Here is a 22,057-nt window from a genome sequence, read left to right as displayed (position 1 = left end):
GTAAAATTAGGCCAGAGGGCGGCGTAAAAGTGAGCCACTTTGGATATGGTTGATATGATAGCCGGGGGCATGCCCCCGGCTATTCTATCTGGGCGCTTATTTGGGGTGTGTTTTTGACCGGCTTTGAGTGAGACGGTAGCTTTCGCCGTTCATCTCCAGGATGTGAACATGGTGGGTCAGCCGGTCGAGGAGTGCCCCGGTGAGACGTTCCGAGCCGAAGGTCTCCGTCCATTCATCGAACGGCAGGTTGCTGGTGACGATGGTCGAGCCGCATTCGTAGCGCTCGGAGAAGACCTCGAACAGCAGTTCGGCACCGGTCTTTGAGAGCGGCACAAAGCCCAGTTCGTCAACGATCAGCAATCTGTATTTGGCCAGCTTTTTCTTGTAGCGCAGCAGGGACTTCTCATCCCTCGCCTCCATCAGTTCATGCACCAGGGCGCTGGCCGTGGTGAAGCCAACGCTGATGCCCTTCTGGCAGGCGGCCAGCCCGAGACCGAGGGCGACATGGGTCTTGCCGGTGCCACTGGGGCCAAGGGCGATGATATTCTCATGACGGTCCACATACTCTGAGCGCGCCAAGTCCAGCACCAGCATCTTGTTCAGCTCGGGAATGGCCTTGAAGTCGAAGCTGTCGAGGCTCTTGACCGCCGGGAACTTGGCGAGGGAGATCCGCCGCTCGATCATCCGCCTTTCCCGGTCGATCAGTTCCAATTCGGTCAACCGGGCCAGATAACCGGTATGGTCAACACCTTCAGACGCACACTGGCGGGCCACCTTGTCATAGTCCCTGAGGAAGGTGGGCAGGCGCAGCTTCTTCAGGTGGTGGGCCAGCAATACCTGTGGTGCTTCACTCATGACGCAGCTCCCATCAGACACATATAGCTGGACGGCGACGTGGTGCCTACAGTGGCCTTCGGCAGGTAGGGGTAAAGCGTCAGGTCAAGCCGCGCCGGTCGGCGTTCGATCCGGCACAGCACCAGATGCCTGATGGCGTCATAGCCGATGGCCCCCAGGTTCAGGGCATCCTTCACCGCCGCCGAGAGCGTTGCCATATCCACTGTATCCAATAGCCGCAGCACCTGGACATATTCCCGCTTGCCGGCCTTGCCCATGCGGGCTTCCAGAAGCCGCCGTAACTTGTGTATCTCTTCCGGCAACGCCCAGCCATCAAGCGGGGCTGCCTGGTCAAGGCTCATGATCTTGCGCTCAATCAGCGGCAGGTAATGCAATGGATTGAAGACCATATCTGCCTCGTCATAGGAACGCTCATGACGGGCGATGATCTCCCCGGCGCAGCCAATGACCACCTCGCTGACATAGCCCCGGATCCAGACTTCCCGGTGGGCAAAGGCAACAGGTACCGAGTAATCATTGCCCTTGTAGCGCACCAGAGACAGGGAGGTCACCCTGCCAGCCTGTTTGTGGCAGGCATCGAACGGCGCCTTCGGCAAGGGACGCATCGCTGCCAGATCAGCCTGCAGCCGGTCCCCGATGCTCACCTTGTGCCCTGACAGGACATCTGACTGCCGCCTGATACAAGCGTCCTCCAGATACCTATTGAAAGCGTCAAAGCTGGCGAAGGACGGAATGGGGACCATGAAGTTACGCCGAGTATAGCCAACCATACCTTCAACCTTGCCCTTATCGTTGCCCTTGCCGGGACGGCCATAGCGGTCTTTGACCAGATAGTGGGACAAAAGGGCTGAGAAGCTGTCGGTCCGCTTGCGCGTGCCATCCGGTAGGATACGGGACACCAGACAGCGGTCGTTGTCGTAGACAATCGACTGCGGCACAGCGCCAAAGAAGGCAAAGGCCTGGTTATGACCATCCAGCCACGCCTCCGTCGTGGCCCGGGGATAGGCCCTGACATAACAGGCATCGCTGTGCGGCAGGTCGAGCACGAAGAAGTGGGCCTTCTGCTGGACACCGCCAATGACCACCTGGGCTTCGCCGAAGTCCGCCTGGCCGTGGCCCGGGGTATGGCTGAGCGGAACATACACCTCCCGACCGACACGCTTCTGCTCCCGCACATAATCCTTGATGATCGTATAGCCGCCCTCAAAGCCATACTCGGAGCGTAGGCGCTCGAAGATGCGCTTCGCTGTATGGCGCTGCTTGCGGTGCACCTGACGGTCACCCTCAAGAATAGTATTGATGATCTCGGTAAAGCCGTCGAGCTTCGGCCGCTTGACCGGTTCTGTGCGCTGGTAACCCGGAGGCTCCGAGTATTGCAGCATCTTCGATATGCTGGCGCGGGAGACGCCAAAACGGCGCGAAGCTTCTCGCTGGCTCAACCCCTCAACATGGCAGGCAAGCCGCACGCGTCTGTATAAGTCCACGGTGAATATCCTCTGGCCCTCCCAAAAATGGAAAAGCCTCAAACTGGCAAACTTTTAGTCCGCCCGCAGCAACACTTTGCCGCCGCTTCCGTGGCTCACTTTTGCACCGCCATATACACGATGACCATGAAAAGCGATGAAAGATAGATCAAGCGCAAGCTTCGGGTACTTGAGAGAGCCGAAGCCAGCAGGAACGACGCAAAGGCATACAGATATTTCGGCATTCCAAAATCGACATTTGCCGATGGCGGGATCCATACCGCAATCATGATGAGTGACCTGAGCAAAACGGAGATCACAATTTAACTGGTAGCTGGCCGAAATGTCTCAACACAGGTCCGGAAGGATAGTAATAGAAACATCTCCAAGCTACTGAGCACCCGTGTCAGAAAGGATCTTGTGCGTAGGCTGGGGCGCGTACAAGGAGCCCGTAGGGCATTCAGATGGGAATGGCTAGATATAATTAGAATCTCGGAGCTGACTGGGGTGAATTCAAGCGAAGTGCGCGCTCAAATTCTGCATGTTCAATAGCTCTCAAATAGAACCGCTTCTCGGCGCCTGAAAGGTTCACCTTTTCAAGCATTGCCCCCCAATATTCCTTCATCTTTTCAGCCATATCACCAATCCATTCCACAGCTTCATTTTCATCGACATCAAAGAGAGAAGAAGCTTCGATTAGAGCCTCAATTGACGCCTCATCTGCTGACAGGGGAGAAATTCCGGTTTCAAGAGTTCTTCCCCGTTCAGGTTGAGGGTTTACATCAAACATAGGAGAAAGCTCCCAACCATTGCTCCCTGATTTTCTAAGGAAACCGTGGTTTTTCATGTGATCATCAGTATTGGAAATCAGAATTGTATAGGCTACCCGCCTGAACAACTCCGAAGCATCGCGTGAGAAGTCCTTTGATTGCGACCTCATTTGATCCACGAGGTCAGTATAATAGTGACCGATAGCGGTCTCCGACTTCAGCATGGTTTGTCCGGAAATGTAGAGGTGCCGTTTGCCACTATCATCTCGGTCAAATCTCTTGAGGACCGCAATTGCAAATCTATCCCCAATCAAGAAGGAATCAGGAACATCAAGGCCTATCTTCCTTGCAAGCCAAAGCGTAGCCACCTCAGCTTTTTCGACTGGTTTCGTATCGTTAAGCGAAGGAAACTTGGCGACATACAGGGCATCATCCTCAATAGCGTCTGATTTCGGCCTTGCTCCGCCCAACCCACTTCCAAACAATGCTTTAGCGCCACCTTCTGCGTATGCAGGGTCCAACTCGATCTTGTGGACTTCTTGCCTGAGTGCCTCCAGTGTCGAGATGCTCGGGATCTCAGGGCTCTGGCATGATACAAACCGGTCGTCACCGGGCTCTTTGAATCGCAATGCTCCTTGTCTTGTGAAATCATTTACTTCCGCGAGATAGTCGTAATCTGTTGCACCAGGAATCTTTCGCCTGATAAGTCCCCTTCCCCAACTATCGGGGCAACAGTCGGCAATCGCGGACAGGAAACTCGAAGTCTGCTTTTCCCGATCATTCGATCTGAATTCCGGGCCTGCTTGTATAGGAACCTCCGGAGAGATAGGGAAAGCAGCAGGATTATCAAGCCACTCTGAGGTATACTCAAATCGGGAGTATTGACGCGAGCCTTCTTTCGCGTAAATAACATCAGCGACCGGAACCGGATAATCTCCAATATATACCTTAAGCCTCTTTTCCATTACTAAAACTTCACGCTTTCAACAGCCTTACCGCTCTCAATATCCTTCACTCTTGATCTTCGCCGCACACGTTTCGGAAGAGATCGCCTTTTCATAATATCGGCGATTGGGTCTTTGGAGGAGTCGTCCATAATTCCTTCCAACTGATCAAGCTCTTGCATGACGACCAATATCTTCGCGAGATTCCCAACGGAAATACCAGGTTTTCCCTTCTCGATATTTTTCACGGTTTGTGCGGACACCCCGGCTCGGGAGGCAAGCTCCTCAACAGACATCTCCCGAACAAGACGCGCAACTTCTAGATTCCGACCAAGATTCTGGAGTGCCGATAAAATACGTGTGCTGTATGTCTGCTTCTTATTAGCCATTATTATATTACCTTTAAAGAATTTTATTTCATATTATATTATAAATTAAATGTCAATCTCCTTAAATGGTACCTACTTTCTTCTGCCAGCATTCGATCCATGTCCGACTGGCCGTAGACCGAAAAAATTGCAGCCAGTTTCACCATTGCCATGAAGGTCGAGGACCTGTGCGGGTCTGTGTTCTCCGCGGAATTGGACAAGCTGAGGGAGATCAAGGAAGTTCGTGCCACCATGCTCAAGCGCCAGAAGGGCGAAGCCCGGCTGATGCGCGGCTGGCTGCTGGCTGGCCTGGCGATGATCATGGTGGGCGCTGCCATGCTGGGGCTCGCTTTCTCAGTACCTAAAACCGTGGAAACCAGCTTCCTGTACCGCTCGGAAGGGGTGATCAAACCAGACGAATCGCCGATGATCTTCGAGTTTCTCGGTGTTGGCGGCCCAGATAGCAATAACGGCACACTCACAGACCGGATAGACTATGATTTCCGTGAGATGGACACAAATCGAGGCAACAACTTTGTCGAAAAAGTCGAAGGCGGTTACCGCAAATACACCCTCTATGATATGCGCCAACACAGCCATCCGTCCGCCATCGACTGGCACTTTGGTCTTGGCACCATGTTTCTGATCGGCGGGCTTGCCTGCTTCTATATCGCCCGTCGATGGCGCTAGGCTTGCTGCAACCACCGTTGCAAAAAAGCGAACAGCAGCGTAAGTTTCCCGGCATGGCGTAACCCATGCCGGGAGCATACTCATGGACCTGCAAGCCATCCGCACCTTCTGCCGCGCCGTTGAGGCCGGCAACCTGACGGCTGCCGCCAAAGCGCTGCATATCACCAAGTCGGTCGCCAGTCGGCGCTGCCAGTCCCTTGAGGACGGGCTTGGCGTCAAGCTGCTCGCGCGCAACACCAAGGGCGTGACACCGACGGATGAGGGCGCACTCTTTTATGAGCGCGGTATCCGTATCCTCGATGATGTGGAAGATGCCGCCCAGGCGGTGAAGCACACCAGCGATAATCTGGTCGGCACCCTTCGCTTCACAGCTCCCAGAAGTTTCGCCGACCTAAAGCTGGGCCCACCGCTGATGGCTTTTGCCCAGCAGCATCCGGGCCTGAAGCTGGAGATGAACCTGACCGACGAACGGGTGGATATCATTGGCGGCGGTTTTGATCTTGGCCTCAGGATCGCGCCGGAACTTTCGGACACCAGCCTGATCGCGCGCAAGATCTGCGACATTCGCCATCATGTGGTGGCAAGCCCAGCGTATCTTGAGGCACACGGCACGCCCAAAACACCCGAAGACCTGAAGGATCATAACTGTGTTTTCTATTCTAACGTGGAAGCAGCCAAACAGTGGCGGTTCGGCACAGGCAATAATGCCCGCGCCGTACGCGTTACCGGGCAGGTGACATCGAATTCCGGCCTTATGCAACTCGCGGCGGCGGTTGAAGGTGTGGCGATCGCCACCCTGCCAGATTTCTTCCTTGAAGACGCCGTCCGGGACGGCAAGGTGATCAAGCTCTTTGAAGATGTCCCAAGGGCCCCATCATACCTTTATGCACTCTACCCGGAACGCCGCCTGCTTCCGCTCAAGGTGCGGCTGTTCATCGACTTCATGGCCGATTGGTTCGCCGTCCCTGAAAATCACTGCGAGGTTTGATCCCGCACGCCTAGCTGTGAGGTCCCCCGCGCCCACCTGAGCGCCGCATCAAGCTGGGGCACCAGTGCCTCATGGTCGCGGCGCAGCACCGTATAGTAGGGCAGGCGCTCCAGGCGCTTGAGGGCAATGCCCTGCTTATTGGAAATGAGCGCCACGAGGCTTTCTTCCATCAAGCCAACATCCACGCGGCCAATGTGCAAAAGCTCCAGATACCGGCTGGCGGAACTGGTTTTCACCGGCTCAATGCCCAGCGCCCCCAGCTTTGCTTCCGCCCATCGATGACCACCCGCAATCACCACCTTGTAGGGTCGCAGGTCATTCATCTCCTGAATTTTAAGCTGCCGCGCCTCAAGGCTTATTGCCATCATATGGTCTTCGAAAAACGGTGTCGGGACGGCAATAACATCTTCCTTGTGCTGCTCTACCCACAGCGCGGTGCGAAGTATTTCGCCGTCCAGTCCTCCACGCAGGACCATCTGTTCGGCACGCCGCACCGGCATTTCAACCAGCTCCAGGCACAGGCCTGCCCTGTCGAAAATTCGCTGGGCCGCCTGTTTGACCTCTAGGACCGTTTCCGCCCTGAAGATCACGCCCATGCGCAGACAAGAAGTGTCTGCCCGCGCCGCGCCCGAAGCCAAAGGCATACAAAAGGCCCAGGCCAACAGCACCAGAATCAGATTTCGGCACAATGCGGCCACAGGCATCCTTCCCTATCATGTGATCACAGCAGCATAACCTAACAGGCAATCCTTTGAACATGGTTAAACCCCATGACTAAACCTCATGATTAAACGTCAGGGGCGTTCGCAATTTTGCAACACTGCCTTGGGCGATAGCCTCCTACAAGGCATGCACCGAAAACCCTATCTTTGCCCTAACAACAATGGAGGCACAAAATGGGACTTCTGATCGACGGCGAATGGCACGACAAGTGGTATGATACCAAATCAACGGGCGGCAAATTCAAGCGTAGCGAGAGCCAGTTCAGAAACTGGGTCACCAGCAATGGTGCCGCTGGTCCCACCGGCGATAGCGGCTTCAAGGCAGAGGCCGGACGCTATCATCTTTACGTATCCTATGCATGCCCGTGGGCGCACCGCACGCTGATTGTTCGCGCGCTCAAGGGCCTTGAAGACATGATCGACGTGTCCGTTGTGGGCATGACCATGCTGGAGAACGGCTGGACGTTTGATGAAAGTGACGGCAGCACGGGCGACGCGCTTTATGGCGCAGACTTCCTGCACCAGATCTATACCCGCGCCGACACTGCCTACAGCGGCCGGGTGACGGTACCTGTGCTTTGGGACAAGAAGCTGGGGACCATCGTATCGAACGAAAGCGCTGATATCATCCGCATGTTTTCAACCGCGTTCGACGGCCTTGGTGCGGCGGAAGGCGACTATTATCCCGAAACGCTGCGAACTGAGATCGACAGCCTCAACGACCGCATCTATGACACAGTCAACAACGGCGTCTACAAGGCCGGGTTCGCCACCACACAGGAAGCCTATGAAGAGGCTGTTGTGCCTCTGTTTGAGACATTGGACTGGCTCGAGGGCCGTCTGGCGGAGCACCGCTATCTGGCAGGGGACAGCTTTACCGAGGCTGACATTCGCCTCTTTACCACGCTGGTGCGGTTCGACCCCGTCTATGTGGGGCATTTCAAATGCAACATCCGTACGCTGAAGGAATACCCCGAGCTGTCCGCCTATGTGCGGGAGGTCTACCAAATGCCTGGCGTGCGCGAGACCGTGCATATGGATCATATCAAGACCCACTATTACGCCAGCCATAAAACCATCAACCCCACTGGCATCGTGCCCGTGGGCCCTGAAATTGACCTGTCGGCCCCTCATGGCCGTGACTGGCTATAACGAAGGCCTGGTTATAACGAAGGGTTGGGAGACAAGCGATGAATCGCAAGATCAAAACACTATTTGAGGCCGTGGCCATGGCTGAAGGCCAGGGCGTGACAGTTCACCGGAGCATCGGCCGCAAGGGCCTGATGAACCTGGACCCTTTCCTGCTGCTGGACGAAATGGAATTGCCAAAAGACTCACGGGGTGCGGGCTTCCCCGAACACCCCCACAGAGGTTTCGAGACAGTCACCTACATGCTGTCGGGCAAAATGAGGCACGGCGACACAAGCGGTAACAGCGGCGTCATCGGCCCGGGCGACGCCCAGTGGATGACGGCAGGCCGCGGCATTGTCCATTCGGAGATGCCTGTGGCAAGCGGCGAGGACGTGCGCGGCTTCCAGCTGTGGGTCAACCTGCCGGGGGCGAAAAAGATGATCCCGCCCAGGTATCAGGATGTGTCGAAGAACGAGATCCCGACTGTATCTGGCGACGGCTATGAAGCCCACCTGATTGCCGGCGAACTGAACAGCCATGAGGGCCCCGTGCGCGATATTGCGGTTAAGCCTTTTTACGGGGACATCACACTGACCGGCGAAGAGGCAACCCTGCCCGTGCCGAAGGGCCACACGGCCTTTCTTTACGGCATCCAGGGTGGTTTGTCGGTCGAAGGGCAGTCGTTTCCCACGCGCACGCTTGCGATCCTGTCGGACGGCGACAGCGTCACAGTAAAAGGCCGGCCCGGCGCCCGTTTCCTGATGATTGCAGGCGCCCCGATTGGCGAGCCCATAGCACGCTACGGCCCGTTCGTGATGACCACGCGTGAAGAAATCCTGAATACTTTGGAGGATTGGGGAAAAGGACGGTTCCTGAACCCCAATTGATACTACTTCCCTCAGCAGGTCAGCACCGCTCCCTTCAAAGGCTGCTGATATCCCCGCTGAAAACTAAGGGGCCGCCGGATCAATCGGCAGCCCCTTTTTCTTGCTTCTCTATGTGCCCTGTTACCTGAGGATCGAGCGCAGGTGACGCGTTGCAAAGCTCAGCTTAGCAACGGTCAAACCACCAGATGAGCTCAGGTCCTCCACCAGGCGCTTGGCGCGGATGATCCGGGTCTGCTGATCCTTGGCCCAGGCTTTGGTCGCCTGCTTGGCTGTCATATCGCCCGCACCCATACAAACGGCATTCACCAAGTCACGCTGCTGGTCAGACAGGTCTTCAAGCTCGGACCGGATGGACAAGAGGTCCCAGTGATCTTCCGGCGTGATACGGTCAGCCCGCTGGCGAAGCCAATCGAAGCCAAGCTCATCACCGAGCGCGAAGTGAACCGCAGCCACATAATCAACCGGCTTCTTGGCCTTCTTGGCCACCTGGATGATATCCGGGCCAGACACCAGCACCTCAAAACCGGACACGAAGGTCGCCAGATCGTGACCCACCTTCATGGCCTTCAAGGCATCGCGGCGGTAGACAAATGCTTCCTGTGCAGGTTCAGAAAGGATCGACTGGTTGATCGCAAACAGGTCCTTGACCGGCTCCCTGAAGGCTTCAACCATTTCGCTGATGTTGATCGGCCGCGGCATGTTCCGGAGCACCCACATTACCTGTGTCTTCAGGCTGTCGGATACCGACTGGTGCATGTCATACTGCGTGCCAGCTGTGACCTTATAGTCCAGGTCGTTGATGGCTTCCCACTGGTCCCTGAGGCCGAAAATTTCGCGCACCACCACAAAGGCGGCAACGATATCTTCCACACCCAGGCCGGTTTCTTCCTTCACTTCGTAAACGAAGGTCAGGCCCGCCCAGTTGACCACTTCGTTTGCCAGCACGGTTGCGATAATCTCGCGGCGCAGGCGGTGTTCACTGAGCTCGGTGGCGAACCTGTCGCGCAGCACAGTCGGGAAACCCCATTCGAGCTCTGGCTGCATCACCGGGTCGTCAATCAGCTTGGATTTCACCAGGATGTCGAAGAGTGACATCTTGGCGTAGGCCATCAGGGTCGAAATCTCGGGCCGGGTCAGGCCGCGGTCATTGGCGGCGAGTTCCGAAAAGCCCTCGTCGGACGGCAGCACCTCGATCTCGCGGTCCAGCCCACCATCGCGCTCAAGCGCCCGAATGAGGCCCAGATGATATTCGCGGGCATTGCGGGCATTCACTTCCGCAAGCGAAATAGCCTGGGTCTGCAGATAGTTGTCCGAGAGGACAATGTCTGACACTTCGTCGGTCATGGACACCAAGAGGTCGTCACGATCTTCGCGGGTCAGGTTGCCGCGGGCGATCGCATCGGCCAGAAGGATCTTGATGTTCACCTCTTTGTCCGAACAGTCCACACCGGCAGAGTTGTCGATAAAGTCGGTGTTCAGGCGGCCACCCTTGTGACCAAATTCGATCCGGGCTTTCTGGGTCATGCCCAGGTTGCCGCCTTCGCCGATCACCCGCACCTTAAGCTCATCCGCTGAAACGCGGAGCCCGTCGTTCGCGCGGTCGCCCACCTGGGCATTGTTCTCGGTCGTGGCACGCACATAAGTGCCGATCCCGCCAAACCACAGAAGGTCGGCTTCCGCCTTCAGGATGCGGTTGATCAGGTCAGTCGGCGTCATGGCGTCCGCTTCAACGCCCAGCCACTCTTTCACCTCTGGTGACAGGGAGATGGACTTGGCCGATCGTTCGAAAATGCCGCCGCCCTTGGAAATAAGCTTGGTGTCATAATCCGTCCAGCTTGAGCGCGGCAGATCAAACAGACGCTTGCGCTCTTTCCAGTTGGCCTTGGCGTCACCCGGGTTGGGGTCCAGGAAGATATGCATATGGTTGAAGGCCGCCTGCAGGCGAATGGTTTTCGACAGCAGCATGCCGTTGCCGAATACGTCACCCGCCATATCGCCCACACCAATAACCGTGAACTCATCCTTCTGGGTGTTGACACCCAGTTCGCGGAAATGGCGTTTTACGCTTTCCCAGGCACCCTTGGCGGTGATGCCCATCTTCTTGTGGTCATAGCCGTTCGAACCACCGGACGCGAAAGCATCCCCAAGCCAGAAGCCCTGGCCTTCGGAGATGCCGTTCGAGATATCAGAGAATGTCGCGGTACCCTTATCGGCCGCCACCACCAGGTATGGGTCGTCACCGTCGCGGCGCACCACGCTTTTCGGCGGCTTCACCTTGGCGCCCTTCAGGTTGTCGGTGACCGAAAGAAGACTTGAAATGAAGGACCGGTATGAGGCCACACCTTCCGCCATGAAGGCTTCCCGGTCGCTCATCGGCGGCAACTGTTTCGGGAAGAAGCCACCCTTCGCGCCCTGTGGCACGATCACGGCATTCTTCACCTGCTGCGCTTTCACAAGGCCCAGCACCTCGGTACGGAAATCCTCGCGCCGGTCAGACCAGCGAAGGCCGCCGCGGGCCACTGGGCCACCACGCAAGTGCACCCCTTCCACCTGGGGCGAATAAACCCAGATTTCGGCAAAAGGCTTCGGCTTCGGCATCTCATTGACCTCGCGCGAGCGGATCTTGAAAGCAAGCGCGCGCTCGTCCTGACGGTCCACAACGCCTTCCTGATAGAAGTTGGTGCGCTGCGTGGCCCGGATCACATTGCCGTAAGCCCTGAGGATGCGGTCAGCGTCCAGGCTCGTGACGGCCTCAAGCAAAGACCGGAGGTCAGTCACGATATTCTGGGCCATGGTTTCGCGGTCCGCGCCTTCGTAAGCCGGGTCGAACTGCACCTTGAAAAGCGCCACAAGCTGGGCCGAAATTTCGGCATTGGCCACCATCGTGTCGGCGATATATTCCGGGGTATAGCCCATGCCGAGCTGGCGCAGATATTTGCCGTAAGCCCGCAGGATCACGATCTCGTCCCAGCGCATGCCGGCGGTCAACACCAGTTCGTTAAAGCCGTCGTCCTCAATGGTACCGTGCCAAACCTTGATAAACAGGTCTTCCACGAGCGGCTTCAGGCGCTCAAGCCCGAACGGGCTGCCTTCCGGACGATCGAGCGCGAAATCATGGATATAGCTCGTGACCTTGCCAGACACTTCATAGGAGTGCTCGGATAGCACCTTGAAGCCCATGTTTTCCAACACTGGCATACAGCTTGAGAGCGCGATCAGCTGGCTGCCGTGATAGATTTTCAGCCGGTAGTGATTGGCGCCGTCATCAAGGTGGCGATAGAAATCAACCCGCACATCATCCTTGCCGCGAACGTCTTCAAGCTTCTGAACGTCATAAGCCGCCTGTGCCGGCGTGAAGGCCTCGATGTAGGCAACGGTGAAGCGGTTCTTATATTCGTGATGCAGCTTGTTCCCTTGCTCTTCACCGATCCGGTTCGCAAGCTCGGAATGAAGGCGGTCCATCCAGCCTTGTGCTGCCTCTGCGATCGCAGCGTTGATGTCTTCCTCCGAAGGCTTCAGCACCTCGCCCGGACGGGTCCGGATAATGAAGTGCCAGCGCGCCAGTGCTTCCTCTGAGAGGTTGGCATAATAAACCGAGACTTCACCGTTATAGGCCTTGCACAGGATTTCCTCGATCGCGATCCTCAGCCCGGAATTATAGTTTTCACGCGGCACATAGACGAGCGCCGAGACAAAGCGTTCGAACCTGTCCGGGCGCACAAAGGTGCGCGGGCGGGGGCGTTCTGTCAGCTGCAGGATGCCCATGGATGTTTCAAACAGCCAGTCTTCAGACACCTGGAACAGTTCGTCCCGCGGGAATGTCTCAAGGATATGGGCAAGCGCCTTGCCGGCATAGGACCGCTGGGCAAACTTGGACCGCTCCAGCACATTCGCAACCTTCTTGCGCACGATCGGCACATCGGTGGTGAACTGGTTATAGGAGAGCGAAGTGAAGAGACCGACAAAGCGGCGTTCGCCAATGGCCCTGCCTTCGCTGTCAAAGATTTTCACACCGATATAGTCCATATGGGACTGGCGGTGCACCGTGGATTTTACGTTCGCCTTGGTGATAATCAGCGGCTCAGGATGCGTCAGGAAGTGCCGGATTTCCGGTGACATAGGCGTCAAGCCGTCCTTGTCGCGCAGGACATTCCGCGCCGGGTCACGCAGGATACCAAGGCCTGACCCATCCACCCGGTTGAAGTCGAAGGTGGCAGGGTCACCGTCAAACCGGTATTCGCGGAAACCGAGGAAGGTGAAATGGTCTGACCCAAGCCAGCGCAGCAAGCGGATAGTTTCCTCGACCTCTTCATTGTCAATCGGTGGCGGGTTCACCGTCAGGCTGGCGACCGTCTCGTCGATTTTCGCCAGCATCGCACGCCAGTCGCTCACTGCCGCCCGCACGTCCGCGAGTGTGGCTCTGAGCGTATCTTCAATTTCCTGCAGCGCAGTCTTGTCTGATTGGGCGTCGATCTCAATGAACATGTAGGATTCATTGGCAGCGTCTTCGCCAGACGCTAGGCGCACACCCTTATCGTCGCGGGCAACCTGTAGGATCGGGTGATGCATCATATGGATGCGGTAATGAAGCGTAACCGCCAGGCAACCCGTGATCGAATCCACAAGGAAAGGCATATCGTCATTGACGATCTGCAGCACCGTGTTGCGGCTGGCCCATGAGCCCTTCTTGCCGCGCGGGTTCAGAACCTTGATCAGCGGCGTGCCCGAGGGGCGCTTCGCTGCCATGTCCCACATGCTGTGGGCGATGGCAAAAAGCGTCTCCGGATCCGCGCTCATCAGGTCGTCGGGACCCTGGGCATAAAAGCCCGTCAGAAATTTCTCAAACTCTTCAAAGGATTCGCCGGGCATGGTTTCCATGGCCAATCGGCCAATCTCCGCCATGACTTGTGCGCGTTGCTCATCCGTAGTCACTATATTGGTCCCTTCACAACCCTACCGGGCCTGGTTTCATGGTCTTATTTTATTTTGTCGGCAAAACGCCTGATAATGGCGTCCACCGTATTTTGCCCGACATCCGCCAGGCCCACCGCCTCTAGACCGCCGCCTTCTTTTGGGCGTGCTATCACAAGGCTGAATTCTTTATCTGAAGAGAGGTCATCAAGCGATACCCCCCGGACGTTACTCACCAGGGCTGCGGCCTCTGCCTGCCTGCGCTCTGCGGCACTGCCAACCTGGCCGCGCCGGGCAGAACGTTCCCGCCGCACACATCCCTTGATGCCGCCGGGCTCATTCTCAAGGAAGGCTGCGACGGTTTCTGACGTTTCACCCTGGCGCACGGCATAAGCCAGCGCAGAGGCATATTCCGTCAGCCGGGTTTTGTCATAGTCCTTGCCGAAGGTGATCTTGAGCGCCGGCGTATAGGGCGCCCGTTTCTGCGCCTTCAGGCCCGCCTCACGCAGAAGGGCGGCATAAGCATTCGGATGCGTCTGACCTTCTTCGTAGAGCTTGAGCGCGGCCGCAAGCGCTTCATAAAGGCTGGAACGGCTGCCACCATCCAGGTGCGCGACACTGCTGGCTGCGCGCTCGCACGCACCCACTGCTTCGCTCATGTCATAGGTTTCACCGTGCTCCACGCCTTCGCGGCGACGGAAGTTCACCACCACCATGGCGAAATGCGCAACATCGCCCGAATGGCTGAAAGGCAGCATGATGCCGCGGCAGTCCAGAAGGTCTTCGATAAATTCGAATTCGGCAGCGCGGGTGCGGCCTTCTTCCGTTTCGAACTGGCCCAGCAGCGCGCTTGCAAAAGCGGAATCCGGGAAGGCATTCAGGTTAGTGCCCTTCAGGATTGGCTCTTCCAGCAGCAGGCCCACGTTGTTGCCGATATAGCGCACGGTGGCGCCGCCATCGGTAAACTCCAGAAGCAGGCTGTTGTTGCGGTATGGGGCAAGGCCTTCCGGCGTCAGCTGCGAGAACAGGGGGAACTCTCGATCGCCTTTCAGCGAATGCCAATAGTCAAACGCCCGGAGGTGCAGACGGCGCTCGTCGCTATCGGCTCCCTTTTCACCATGAAAGTCGTCTTGGACGCCAGCATCGCTGGGCTCGTTATCGGATATGTCGTTTCGTGTGCCGTTCATGGCCAACAATTCGCTAAACCGTAAGGTAAACCGCCTGCAATATGCAGCGGCCCATTCCCTCCCTAATGGCACCCAAAATCTGTGCTGGCAAGGAAGATCGGACTCAGTAGACGACTTTTTCGTAGATTATTCGTTAACAGCCCGCTTGCCAACGCTGTCACTTCGGTTCTGACGCCGATGTGAGGCCGTTCAGACTTGCGGGAATAGAATTTTTGCGCAACAAAGAGCTACCTGTGGGGGGACAATAAAAAGGGGACTCGCGCCATGTCAGCACCAGAATGCCCAATCAAAAAGTGGCAAAGCCTGACGGCAATGTTTTTCGACCAAGCCAGTGTGCTTGAGAAGAAGCCACTTCTGCACGCCAAGAAAGACGGCAAGTGGCAAACCCAGACCTGGGGCGAAGTGGCCCAGAAAATCTGTCAGCTGGCCAGCGCCCTTGAAGAGCTGGGCGTGCGTGCAGGTGACCGGGTAGTGATTGTATCGGAAAACCGGCCCGAATGGCTGATGGCTGACTTTGCCGTGATGGCGCTTGGCGCTGTCAGCGTGCCGGCCTACACCACCTATACGGCGCGAGACTATCTGCACATTCTTGAAAACTCAGGCGCCAAGGCGGCGATTGTGTCCACAAAGGCGCTCGCGCGGACCTTCCTCAAGGCCGCCCACCAGTCGGATGAGCTTGAGCATTGCATCACCATTGATGAAGTGAAGCTTGAGCAGGCAGTGAATGTGAATGTGCATCACTGGGCCCAGGTGGTAGATACCCAAACGCCGGATATCGCCAAATACCGCAGCCTGGCGCAAAGCGTGTCGCGCCATGATATCGCCTGCCTCATATACACAAGCGGCACCGGCGGGGCGCCCAAGGGGGTGATGATCCACCACGGCGCCATCCTGCACAATAGCGAGGCAGCCGCGATCATCTTCGATGAGCTTGGGCTCAAGAACAACGCGTTCCTGTCCTTCCTGCCGCTCAGCCATGCCTATGAACATACGGCGGGCCAGTGCTGGCCGCTCACGATCGGCGCGGAAATCTGGTACGCCGAAAACCTTGATAAGCTGGCGGCCAATATGGCGGAAGCCAGCCCCACGGTCATGGTGGTGGTGCCGCGCCTTTTCGAGATGCTGCGCACACGTATCAGCCGCGGCATCCTGAAGGGCGGCGGCCGGAAAGCAGCGCTTTTCAATCGGGCGATTGAGCTTGGCACCAAGGCCTTCAAGGGCGAAGAGCCGCTGACGTTCAAGGAAAGGCTTGAGAATAAGTTCCTCGATCTGACGGTGCGGCGCAAAGTGAAGAAACAGTTTGGTGGGCGCCTGAAAGCGCTCGTCTCGGGCGGTGCGCCGCTCGCGCCTGACGTGGGGGCCTTTTTCATGAGCCTGGGGCTGCCGCTCCTGCAGGGCTACGGCCAAACTGAAAGCGGTCCGATCATTTCGGTGAATCCACCGGCCGCGCCAAAAATTCACACCGTGGGTACACTCCTCTCCAACACGGAAGTCAAGATTGCGGAAGACGGCGAGATCCTGGTGCGCGGTGAGCTGGTGATGAAGGGCTATTGGCATGACGAGAAAGCCACGGCCAAAACCATTGTTGATGGCTGGTTGCATACCGGCGATGTGGGCCGGTTCGACGAGGACGGCCACCTGGAGATCACCGACCGCAAGAAGGATATCATCGTCAATGCAGGTGGCGATAATGTCTCACCGCAGCGCATTGAGGGCATGCTGGCGCTTGAGGATGAAATCGCGCAGGCGATGGTTTACGGCGACCGTAAACCGCACCTTGTGGGCCTGATTGTGCCGGACGTCGAATGGCTCAGGGACTGGGCCAAGGAGAATGGCAAGGAAGGCGGCCTTGATATGCTGCGACACGACAAGGACCTGAAGAAAGCGATGGACGCAGCGGTCACGCGCGTGAACAAGCGCCTATCGAACCTGGAGAAAGTGCGCAAATTTGCCATTGCAGGCGAAGCCTTCACCATTGAAAATGAACAGATGACGCCGACGCTGAAGCTCAGGCGCCATATCGTGAGCGAGGTATACAGGGATACACTAGAGGGGATGTATCATTGAGTCCGAAACGACAAATTCGCGCACAAGGCGGACACTGAAATTGCCTGTGACGCAAGGGCCGCTGACATCTGCCAATTTGGAGAAGCTTGATCACCATGCGGTTTGAACAGTTACGAGGAAGCATTGCAAAATGGTTCCTTCCCGCTTTTATGCTGGCGTCCAGCATCATTTTGCTCGTGGTAGGTGTACCTCGATTCCTGCATGAGCACATGCTCGTCCCTGGAACTCCGATCCTATATCGTGTCAATGCCGGCGAAAAAGTGTCAGACGAAGACTTAGAAACCCTCGAACAATCTCGACTGGATGCCCTGGCTTTCACCGAACTGCCGGATGCTTATTATGACCTCGGTTCGTCCTATCTAAGACGGGCACAAACTGCTACAAACCCTGAGACCGTCCAGAAGTATTCTGAGATGGCGATTGAAGCCTCCATGGCTGGGCTCAAGATGGCGCCGCTCAATACATTTGCCTGGTTTCGTGTAGCGACTGCAAATGTGATGCTCGGGCCTGAAAAGTATCAGGAGAGTCTGAAAGCATGGCGAACGTCAATTGCAACGGCCAGGTTCGAACCATTCATACTCATGCAGCGCGTTCATCTTGGGATAATCCTCTACCAGGATATGGCCGACGAGGATGTTTTGATACTCAAGGACCAGTTAACATTAGCCTATCAATGGAACAAGGTAGAACTACGCCAATATGTACATCGAAATCACTTGATTATTTGGATAGATATTTTGTTTAAATCAGACAGCGAGATGAAGGATTACCTGATTAGGTAGAGTACTTTAAAGCCAATTCTAGTCTTTTCCAGCGTGATCAGGATTCCAAGTTTCTAACAAATTACGCAGAGAAACTTGGTAATGTCCCCACTTTGGCCTCCTCCCCATGATAAAAAAGTTACTACTTTTTTATCAATTCCCTAGCTGGATTTCCGACAACTGTAGTACCTGGCGCGACATCACGGATCACAACCGCGCCCATCCCTATTGTAGCTCCGGCACCAATTTTTAGGCCCTGGCGAACTACCGCACCTGTCCCAATATAGACCTGATCACCTATGGTTACATTGCCATTAACTTTTACACTTGGTGCAAGTGTAACAAAATCGCCGATCACACAATCATGAGCGACATATGAGTAAATATTTGCATGAAAATGGCGACCGATCTTAGTGTTCGAAGTAATGGTTGTGAAGCCGCACAATACAAGTCCCTCGGAGATTTGTACCATATCCATCACGACACTGTTGAACGCTCGGACTTCGGCAAATGCAACTCCTGCAGCCGTGCACTTCTCAGACAGCTTGCGTCGTACTGCTCCATCAGCGATTGCCAACGTTGTTGCTCGACTTCCGGCCGGGTGCTCCAAGAACTGAGTAAATGACATGCGCCGATGGCCGTTCTCAGAATCTCTGCCAATCGCATCATCAACGAAAACGCAAGTTGTGTTGGGGCTATCTGCGACTTGTTGCCGCAGAAGAGGCATGACCTCTCGACCAAAACCATTCGCGCCATAAACGCCATATAATTTCATCTTCTATCCCCCCTAAATTTGGGCATTGTCGCCTCACCTGCTGCAGAAATTCCTTCGCGCTTTAGCACTTTTCGCATAGTCAACCAGATAATTGTTAGGTCAAGCCAAACGGTATGATTGTCAACATACCATACATCGAGTGCGAATTTCTCTTCCCAAGAAATCGCATTTCGCCCATTGACCTGTGCCCAACCAGAAATCCCAGGGCGAACATTATGGCGACGCGCCTGTTCAGCCGAATAAAGTGGCAAGTAATCTATCAGGAGCGGCCGCGGACCAACAAGGCTCATCTCACCCTTTAGGACATTCCAAAGTTCAGGCAACTCATCCAAGGAGCTGGAGCGAAGAAAGCGACCAAGAGATGTTATTCGCTCAGAATCTGGCAACAGTTCACCATTCATGTCAACAGCGCTACGCATCGTTCGAAACTTAAGCATATTGAAAGGCTTGCCAAGATAACCGGGGCGCACTTGGCGGAAAATTACGGGTACCCCCATCTGTCGCCAGATCATTAGCGACACTATAATCAATACCGGCGATAGTATCAAAAGACCCATAGTCGCACCAAAGATGTCAATAACTCGTTTCATGCTAAACTATCGCCCTCGGCTCTGGTTTACGAAAAGAAGCATTGGCTTAGTATATTTTGCACATATGCCCCTGATATAATCAATGTACAGAATGAATCTCAGCTGAAAAAGTGAGTAGTTCATAGTTTCAGAAATGCTCATGCTGACCTAATGGGGGGGTAATACTGACCTCCTCCCCGTAAACAGGGCCGTTTCTAAAGTTAGGATTTTCTGTAAAACGATGATCAGGAGATCCAATTATGAAGCGCAAAAGATTTTCAGAAGAACAGATTATTATGATCCTGCAGGAGCATGCTGCAGGGATGAAGGTTAAGGACCTCGTCCGCAAGCATGGCATCGCCGAGCAGACCTTTTACCGTTGGAAGTCAAAGTATGGCGGCATGGATGTGTCTGATGCCAGGAAGCTCAAGTCGTTGGAGGCGGAGAACACCCGACTGAAGAAGCTTCTGGCCGATCAGATGCTTGATAATGCTGCACTGAAGGAACTTCTTTCAAAGGAGTGGTAAAGCCCGCAGTCAGGCGCAAGCAGGTTCAGCATCTTGTCTCAGGCAAGTTGCTGTCTGAGCGCCGTGCCTGTGGGCTTGTCGGCATATCAAGGTCGGTGGTTCAGTATAACAGCCGTCGTCGCTGTGATGCGACCCTACGTCTGCGCCTCAAGGAACTGGCGGAACGTTATCCCCGCTATGGCTATCTGATGCTGCATGCTTTCCTCAAACAGGAAGGCTTGGTGCAGAATGCCAAACGGACCTACCGCCTCTATACGGAAGAAGGCCTTCAGGTGCGTACGAAGAAGCGGCGCAAGCTGCCGAATGTACCGCGCCAGCCGATGGTTCTGCCGTCACGACAGACTGAACGCTGGTCCTTGGATTTTGTGTCGGATCAGTTGGCGACAGGTCGGCGCTTCCGCACCCTCAATATTGTGGATGATTACACCCGCGAGTGTGTCGGCCAACTGGTTGACACCTCCATCTCAGGCCAGCGGTTGGCGGCATTCCTGGATGCCCTTGGCAATCAACATGGCCTACCTCGGGAGATTGTTCTCGACAACGGCCCGGAGCTTACCAGCAAGGCCATGTTCCTGTGGTCGCAAAGGACAGGTGTGAAGCTCAATTTCATCCAGCCCGGCAAACCGGTGCAGAACGCATTCTGCGAGAGCTTTAATGGTACCTTCAGAGACAATTGCCTCAACCAGCACTGGTTCATGAGCCTCAAGGAGGCCAGATCGGTCATCAATGAATGGAGAAAGCACTATAATGAAGAGCGTCCCCACAGCTCACTTGGATACCAGCCGCCGGCGACGTTTGCAAAGCTACAGGCAAGACGCTTCCAGTCGCCTGCGGCTCCTTCCGCTAACTTGCCTGTAGCTGAGAAGGCCGTGGCATGATAACCACCAAGTTCCTAACCTAGGAAATGGCCTCAAGCCGGGGGAAAGGTCAATACCCCCAATATTTAGCGGTACTCAAAAGTAGAATTTTCTCGTAATGAACACGGAGGAGATTTTACGAATGAAGAAGTCACGTTATTCCGACAGTCAGATCATCAGCATCCTGAAGCAGGCGGAGGCGGGTACGCCTGTGCCTGAGCTTTGCCGGGAACATGGCATGAGCAACGCCAGCTTTTACAAGTGGCGTGCAAAATACGGTGGCATGGATGCCTCGATGATGGCCAGGCTGAAGGAATTGGAAGCCGAGAACGCTCGTCTGAAGAAGATGTATGCTGACGTCCAGCTCCAGAATGATGTCATCAAGGAAGCTATGGCAAAAAAGTGGTAAAGCCGTCCCGCCGACGTGAGATGGCAAAAATTGCTGTCTGCAAGGGGCGGCTGAGTATTCGGGCAGCCTGCCGTGCTTTTAAGATCAGCGAGACCTGTTACCGCTACGAACCGAAGCTTTGTGACGAGAATGCCGAGATAGCGGACTGGCTGATTGGTATCACGGGCCGCCAGCGAAACTGGGGCTTCCAGATGTGTTTCCTGTATCTGCGTAACGTCAAGGGCTTCAAATGGAACCACAAGCGCGTTTATCGCATTTACAGGGAACTGGAGCTCAATCTGCGGATCAAGCCGAAGAAGCGCCTGTACCGGGAGAAGCCTGAGCCTCTGGCGGAACCTGAGCAGATCAATGACATCTGGTCCATGGACTTTATGCATGATCAGCTCAGTGATGGCCGTAGCTTCCGGGCCTTCAATGTGATTGATGACTTCAACCGTGAAGCCCTGGGCATCGAGATCGACTTCTCCCTGCCAGCAGGCCGTGTCATCAGGGCTCTTGATCAAATCATTGAATGGCGCGGCAAGCCGCTTGCCATTCGCTGTGATAATGGCCCCGAATATGTAGGTCATCAACTGGCAGCATGGGCTGAAAAGCATGGCATTGGCCTGCAGTTTATCCAGCCAGGTAAACCACAGCAGAATGCCTATGTGGAACGGTTTAATAGGACGGTCAGGTACGATTGGTTGAACCAGTATATCTTTGAAACCATCGAGGAGGTGCAGGAAGCTGCCACAAGATGGATGTGGACTTATAACAACGAGCGGCCGAATATGGCGCTCGGCGGCATCACGCCGAAACAGAAACTGGCCATGGGCATGCCCATGGCTGCATAAAGCTTCTACTTTTGAAGCCCCCTAAATATGGGGGTATTACCCGGGCACCGTAAACCAGAAAGTTCTCATCAAAGACACGGGCGACCTCAGGCTTCAACGCTAAATCGCGCTGCGCCCGTGCTGACAGAAGTGACGGGTCACGACGACAGGCCAGGTGATGATGGTAGGTGGATGGGGCGATCTGCAGCAAACGGCAGATCGGCTCGACCCCATAGGCCTCCCGATGCTCATCAATAAAGCTGATCAGCGTCTCAGTGGGCGGTCGAGCTCCGCCTGGGCAAAATATGCGGATGCCTTGCGCAGGATCTCGTTGGCTGGTAGTGTCCAGAATCTTTCGCACTTT

The 22,057-nt window shown here is 55.5% G+C and carries 18 protein-coding genes, 1 pseudogene and 1 other annotated feature; of the genes and pseudogenes, 8 read left to right on the top strand and 11 right to left on the bottom strand.

The window, feature by feature from the left end; all coding sequences use genetic code 11:
• Window positions 1-96 precede the first annotated feature (96 nt).
• The 5 genes from istB to KORLAC_RS17530 all read right to left on the bottom strand — a co-directional run bounded on the left by istB (window position 97) and on the right by KORLAC_RS17530 (window position 4,421).
• Window positions 97-855 carry an IS21-like element helper ATPase IstB gene (gene istB, locus KORLAC_RS17545; RefSeq protein ID WP_068308939.1) on the bottom strand — a complete coding sequence of 253 codons (759 nt, stop codon included), beginning with the start codon at window positions 853-855 and terminating at the stop codon, window positions 97-99.
• Window positions 852-2,348 carry an IS21 family transposase gene (istA, locus tag KORLAC_RS17540; RefSeq protein WP_139167411.1) on the bottom strand — a complete coding sequence of 499 codons (1,497 nt, stop codon included), beginning with the start codon at window positions 2,346-2,348 and terminating at the stop codon, window positions 852-854. The genes istB and istA overlap by 4 nt, the downstream gene beginning before the upstream one ends.
• Before the next feature lie 45 nt (window positions 2,349-2,393).
• Window positions 2,394-2,597: a hypothetical protein gene (locus tag KORLAC_RS18825; protein ID WP_139167379.1), complete on the bottom strand. Its 204-nt coding sequence runs from the start codon at window positions 2,595-2,597 to the stop codon at window positions 2,394-2,396.
• Between the two features lie 205 nt (window positions 2,598-2,802).
• Window positions 2,803-4,053: a type II toxin-antitoxin system HipA family toxin gene (locus KORLAC_RS17535; protein ID WP_068308935.1), complete on the bottom strand. Its 1,251-nt coding sequence runs from the start codon at window positions 4,051-4,053 to the stop codon at window positions 2,803-2,805.
• A gap of 2 nt (window positions 4,054-4,055) precedes the next feature.
• Entirely contained in the window at window positions 4,056-4,421 is a 366-nt protein-coding gene (locus tag KORLAC_RS17530) for a helix-turn-helix transcriptional regulator (RefSeq protein ID WP_068308933.1), read from the bottom strand.
• Between the two features lie 150 nt (window positions 4,422-4,571).
• Here KORLAC_RS17530 and KORLAC_RS17525 point away from each other — a divergent pair, with 150 nt between their 5' ends.
• Window positions 4,572-5,090 carry a hypothetical protein gene (locus KORLAC_RS17525; protein WP_068308931.1) on the top strand — a complete coding sequence of 173 codons (519 nt, stop codon included), beginning with the start codon at window positions 4,572-4,574 and terminating at the stop codon, window positions 5,088-5,090.
• Window positions 5,091-5,172: 82 nt separating this feature from the next.
• The gene (locus KORLAC_RS17520) at window positions 5,173-6,078 is read left to right on the top strand and encodes a LysR family transcriptional regulator (RefSeq protein ID WP_068308929.1); all 906 of its coding nucleotides are present in this window, start codon (window positions 5,173-5,175) and stop codon (window positions 6,076-6,078) included.
• On the opposite strand, the gene KORLAC_RS17515 is transcribed toward KORLAC_RS17520, so the two are convergent.
• Window positions 6,063-6,722 (bottom strand): substrate-binding periplasmic protein, encoded by a 660-nt coding sequence (locus tag KORLAC_RS17515; protein ID WP_160328660.1) that lies wholly within the window; start codon window positions 6,720-6,722, stop codon window positions 6,063-6,065. The genes KORLAC_RS17520 and KORLAC_RS17515 overlap by 16 nt on opposite strands.
• Before the next feature lie 252 nt (window positions 6,723-6,974).
• On the opposite strand from KORLAC_RS17515, the gene KORLAC_RS17510 reads away from it, so the two are divergent.
• Complete coding sequence (locus KORLAC_RS17510; RefSeq protein ID WP_068308926.1) at window positions 6,975-7,952, top strand: glutathione S-transferase family protein; 978 nt, start codon at window positions 6,975-6,977, stop codon at window positions 7,950-7,952.
• Between the two features lie 38 nt (window positions 7,953-7,990).
• Window positions 7,991-8,818 carry a pirin family protein gene (locus tag KORLAC_RS17505; protein WP_068308924.1) on the top strand — a complete coding sequence of 276 codons (828 nt, stop codon included), beginning with the start codon at window positions 7,991-7,993 and terminating at the stop codon, window positions 8,816-8,818.
• A 120-nt stretch (window positions 8,819-8,938) separates the two neighbouring features.
• Here KORLAC_RS17505 and KORLAC_RS17500 read toward each other — a convergent pair whose 3' ends face one another.
• The gene (locus KORLAC_RS17500) at window positions 8,939-13,750 is read right to left on the bottom strand and encodes an NAD-glutamate dehydrogenase (RefSeq protein WP_139167380.1); all 4,812 of its coding nucleotides are present in this window, start codon (window positions 13,748-13,750) and stop codon (window positions 8,939-8,941) included.
• A gap of 44 nt (window positions 13,751-13,794) precedes the next feature.
• A complete protein-coding gene (locus KORLAC_RS17495; RefSeq protein WP_068308920.1) occupies window positions 13,795-14,916 on the bottom strand; it encodes a PAS domain-containing protein in 1,122 nt (373 codons plus the stop codon).
• A gap of 264 nt (window positions 14,917-15,180) precedes the next feature.
• On the opposite strand from KORLAC_RS17495, the gene KORLAC_RS17490 reads away from it, so the two are divergent.
• A complete protein-coding gene (locus KORLAC_RS17490; RefSeq protein ID WP_068308918.1) occupies window positions 15,181-16,983 on the top strand; it encodes an AMP-dependent synthetase/ligase in 1,803 nt (600 codons plus the stop codon).
• A gap of 95 nt (window positions 16,984-17,078) precedes the next feature.
• Window positions 17,079-17,765: a hypothetical protein gene (locus tag KORLAC_RS17485; protein ID WP_068308916.1), complete on the top strand. Its 687-nt coding sequence runs from the start codon at window positions 17,079-17,081 to the stop codon at window positions 17,763-17,765.
• Window positions 17,766-17,886: 121 nt separating this feature from the next.
• Here the strand turns inward: KORLAC_RS17485 and KORLAC_RS17480 are convergent, their stop codons facing one another.
• Both KORLAC_RS17480 and KORLAC_RS17475 read right to left on the bottom strand, forming a co-directional pair.
• Complete coding sequence (locus KORLAC_RS17480) at window positions 17,887-18,519, bottom strand: acetyltransferase (protein ID WP_068308914.1); 633 nt, start codon at window positions 18,517-18,519, stop codon at window positions 17,887-17,889.
• The gene (locus KORLAC_RS17475; RefSeq protein ID WP_068308913.1) at window positions 18,516-19,109 is read right to left on the bottom strand and encodes a sugar transferase; all 594 of its coding nucleotides are present in this window, start codon (window positions 19,107-19,109) and stop codon (window positions 18,516-18,518) included. The genes KORLAC_RS17480 and KORLAC_RS17475 overlap by 4 nt, the downstream gene beginning before the upstream one ends.
• A gap of 239 nt (window positions 19,110-19,348) precedes the next feature.
• Here KORLAC_RS17475 and KORLAC_RS18740 point away from each other — a divergent pair.
• Both KORLAC_RS18740 and KORLAC_RS17455 read left to right on the top strand, forming a co-directional pair.
• Window positions 19,349-20,493, top strand: a protein-coding gene (locus KORLAC_RS18740; protein ID WP_241493450.1) for an IS3 family transposase whose coding sequence is annotated in 2 segments (ribosomal slippage) — window positions 19,349-19,607 and window positions 19,607-20,493 — 1,146 coding nt in all. Because the reading frame shifts where the segments join, the coding sequence is not laid out codon by codon here.
• Window positions 20,494-20,614: 121 nt separating this feature from the next.
• A protein-coding gene (locus KORLAC_RS17455; protein ID WP_241493449.1) for an IS3 family transposase occupies window positions 20,615-21,714 on the top strand; the annotation gives its coding sequence in 2 pieces (ribosomal slippage) (window positions 20,615-20,867 and window positions 20,867-21,714; 1,101 coding nt in all).
• Window positions 21,715-21,748: 34 nt separating this feature from the next.
• Here the strand turns inward: KORLAC_RS17455 and KORLAC_RS18735 are convergent.
• A pseudogene (locus KORLAC_RS18735) lies at window positions 21,749-22,029 on the bottom strand (IS3 family transposase); the annotation flags it as partial.
• Window positions 21,887-22,003 (bottom strand) — a sequence feature (AL1L pseudoknot). Its footprint overlaps the pseudogene before it by 117 nt.
• Window positions 22,030-22,057 lie beyond the last annotated feature (28 nt).

Source organism: Kordiimonas lacus, from assembly GCF_001550055.1.
Classification (GTDB): domain Bacteria; phylum Pseudomonadota; class Alphaproteobacteria; order Sphingomonadales; family Kordiimonadaceae; genus Kordiimonas; species Kordiimonas lacus.
This window is presented reverse-complemented; position numbering and strand designations above follow the sequence as displayed.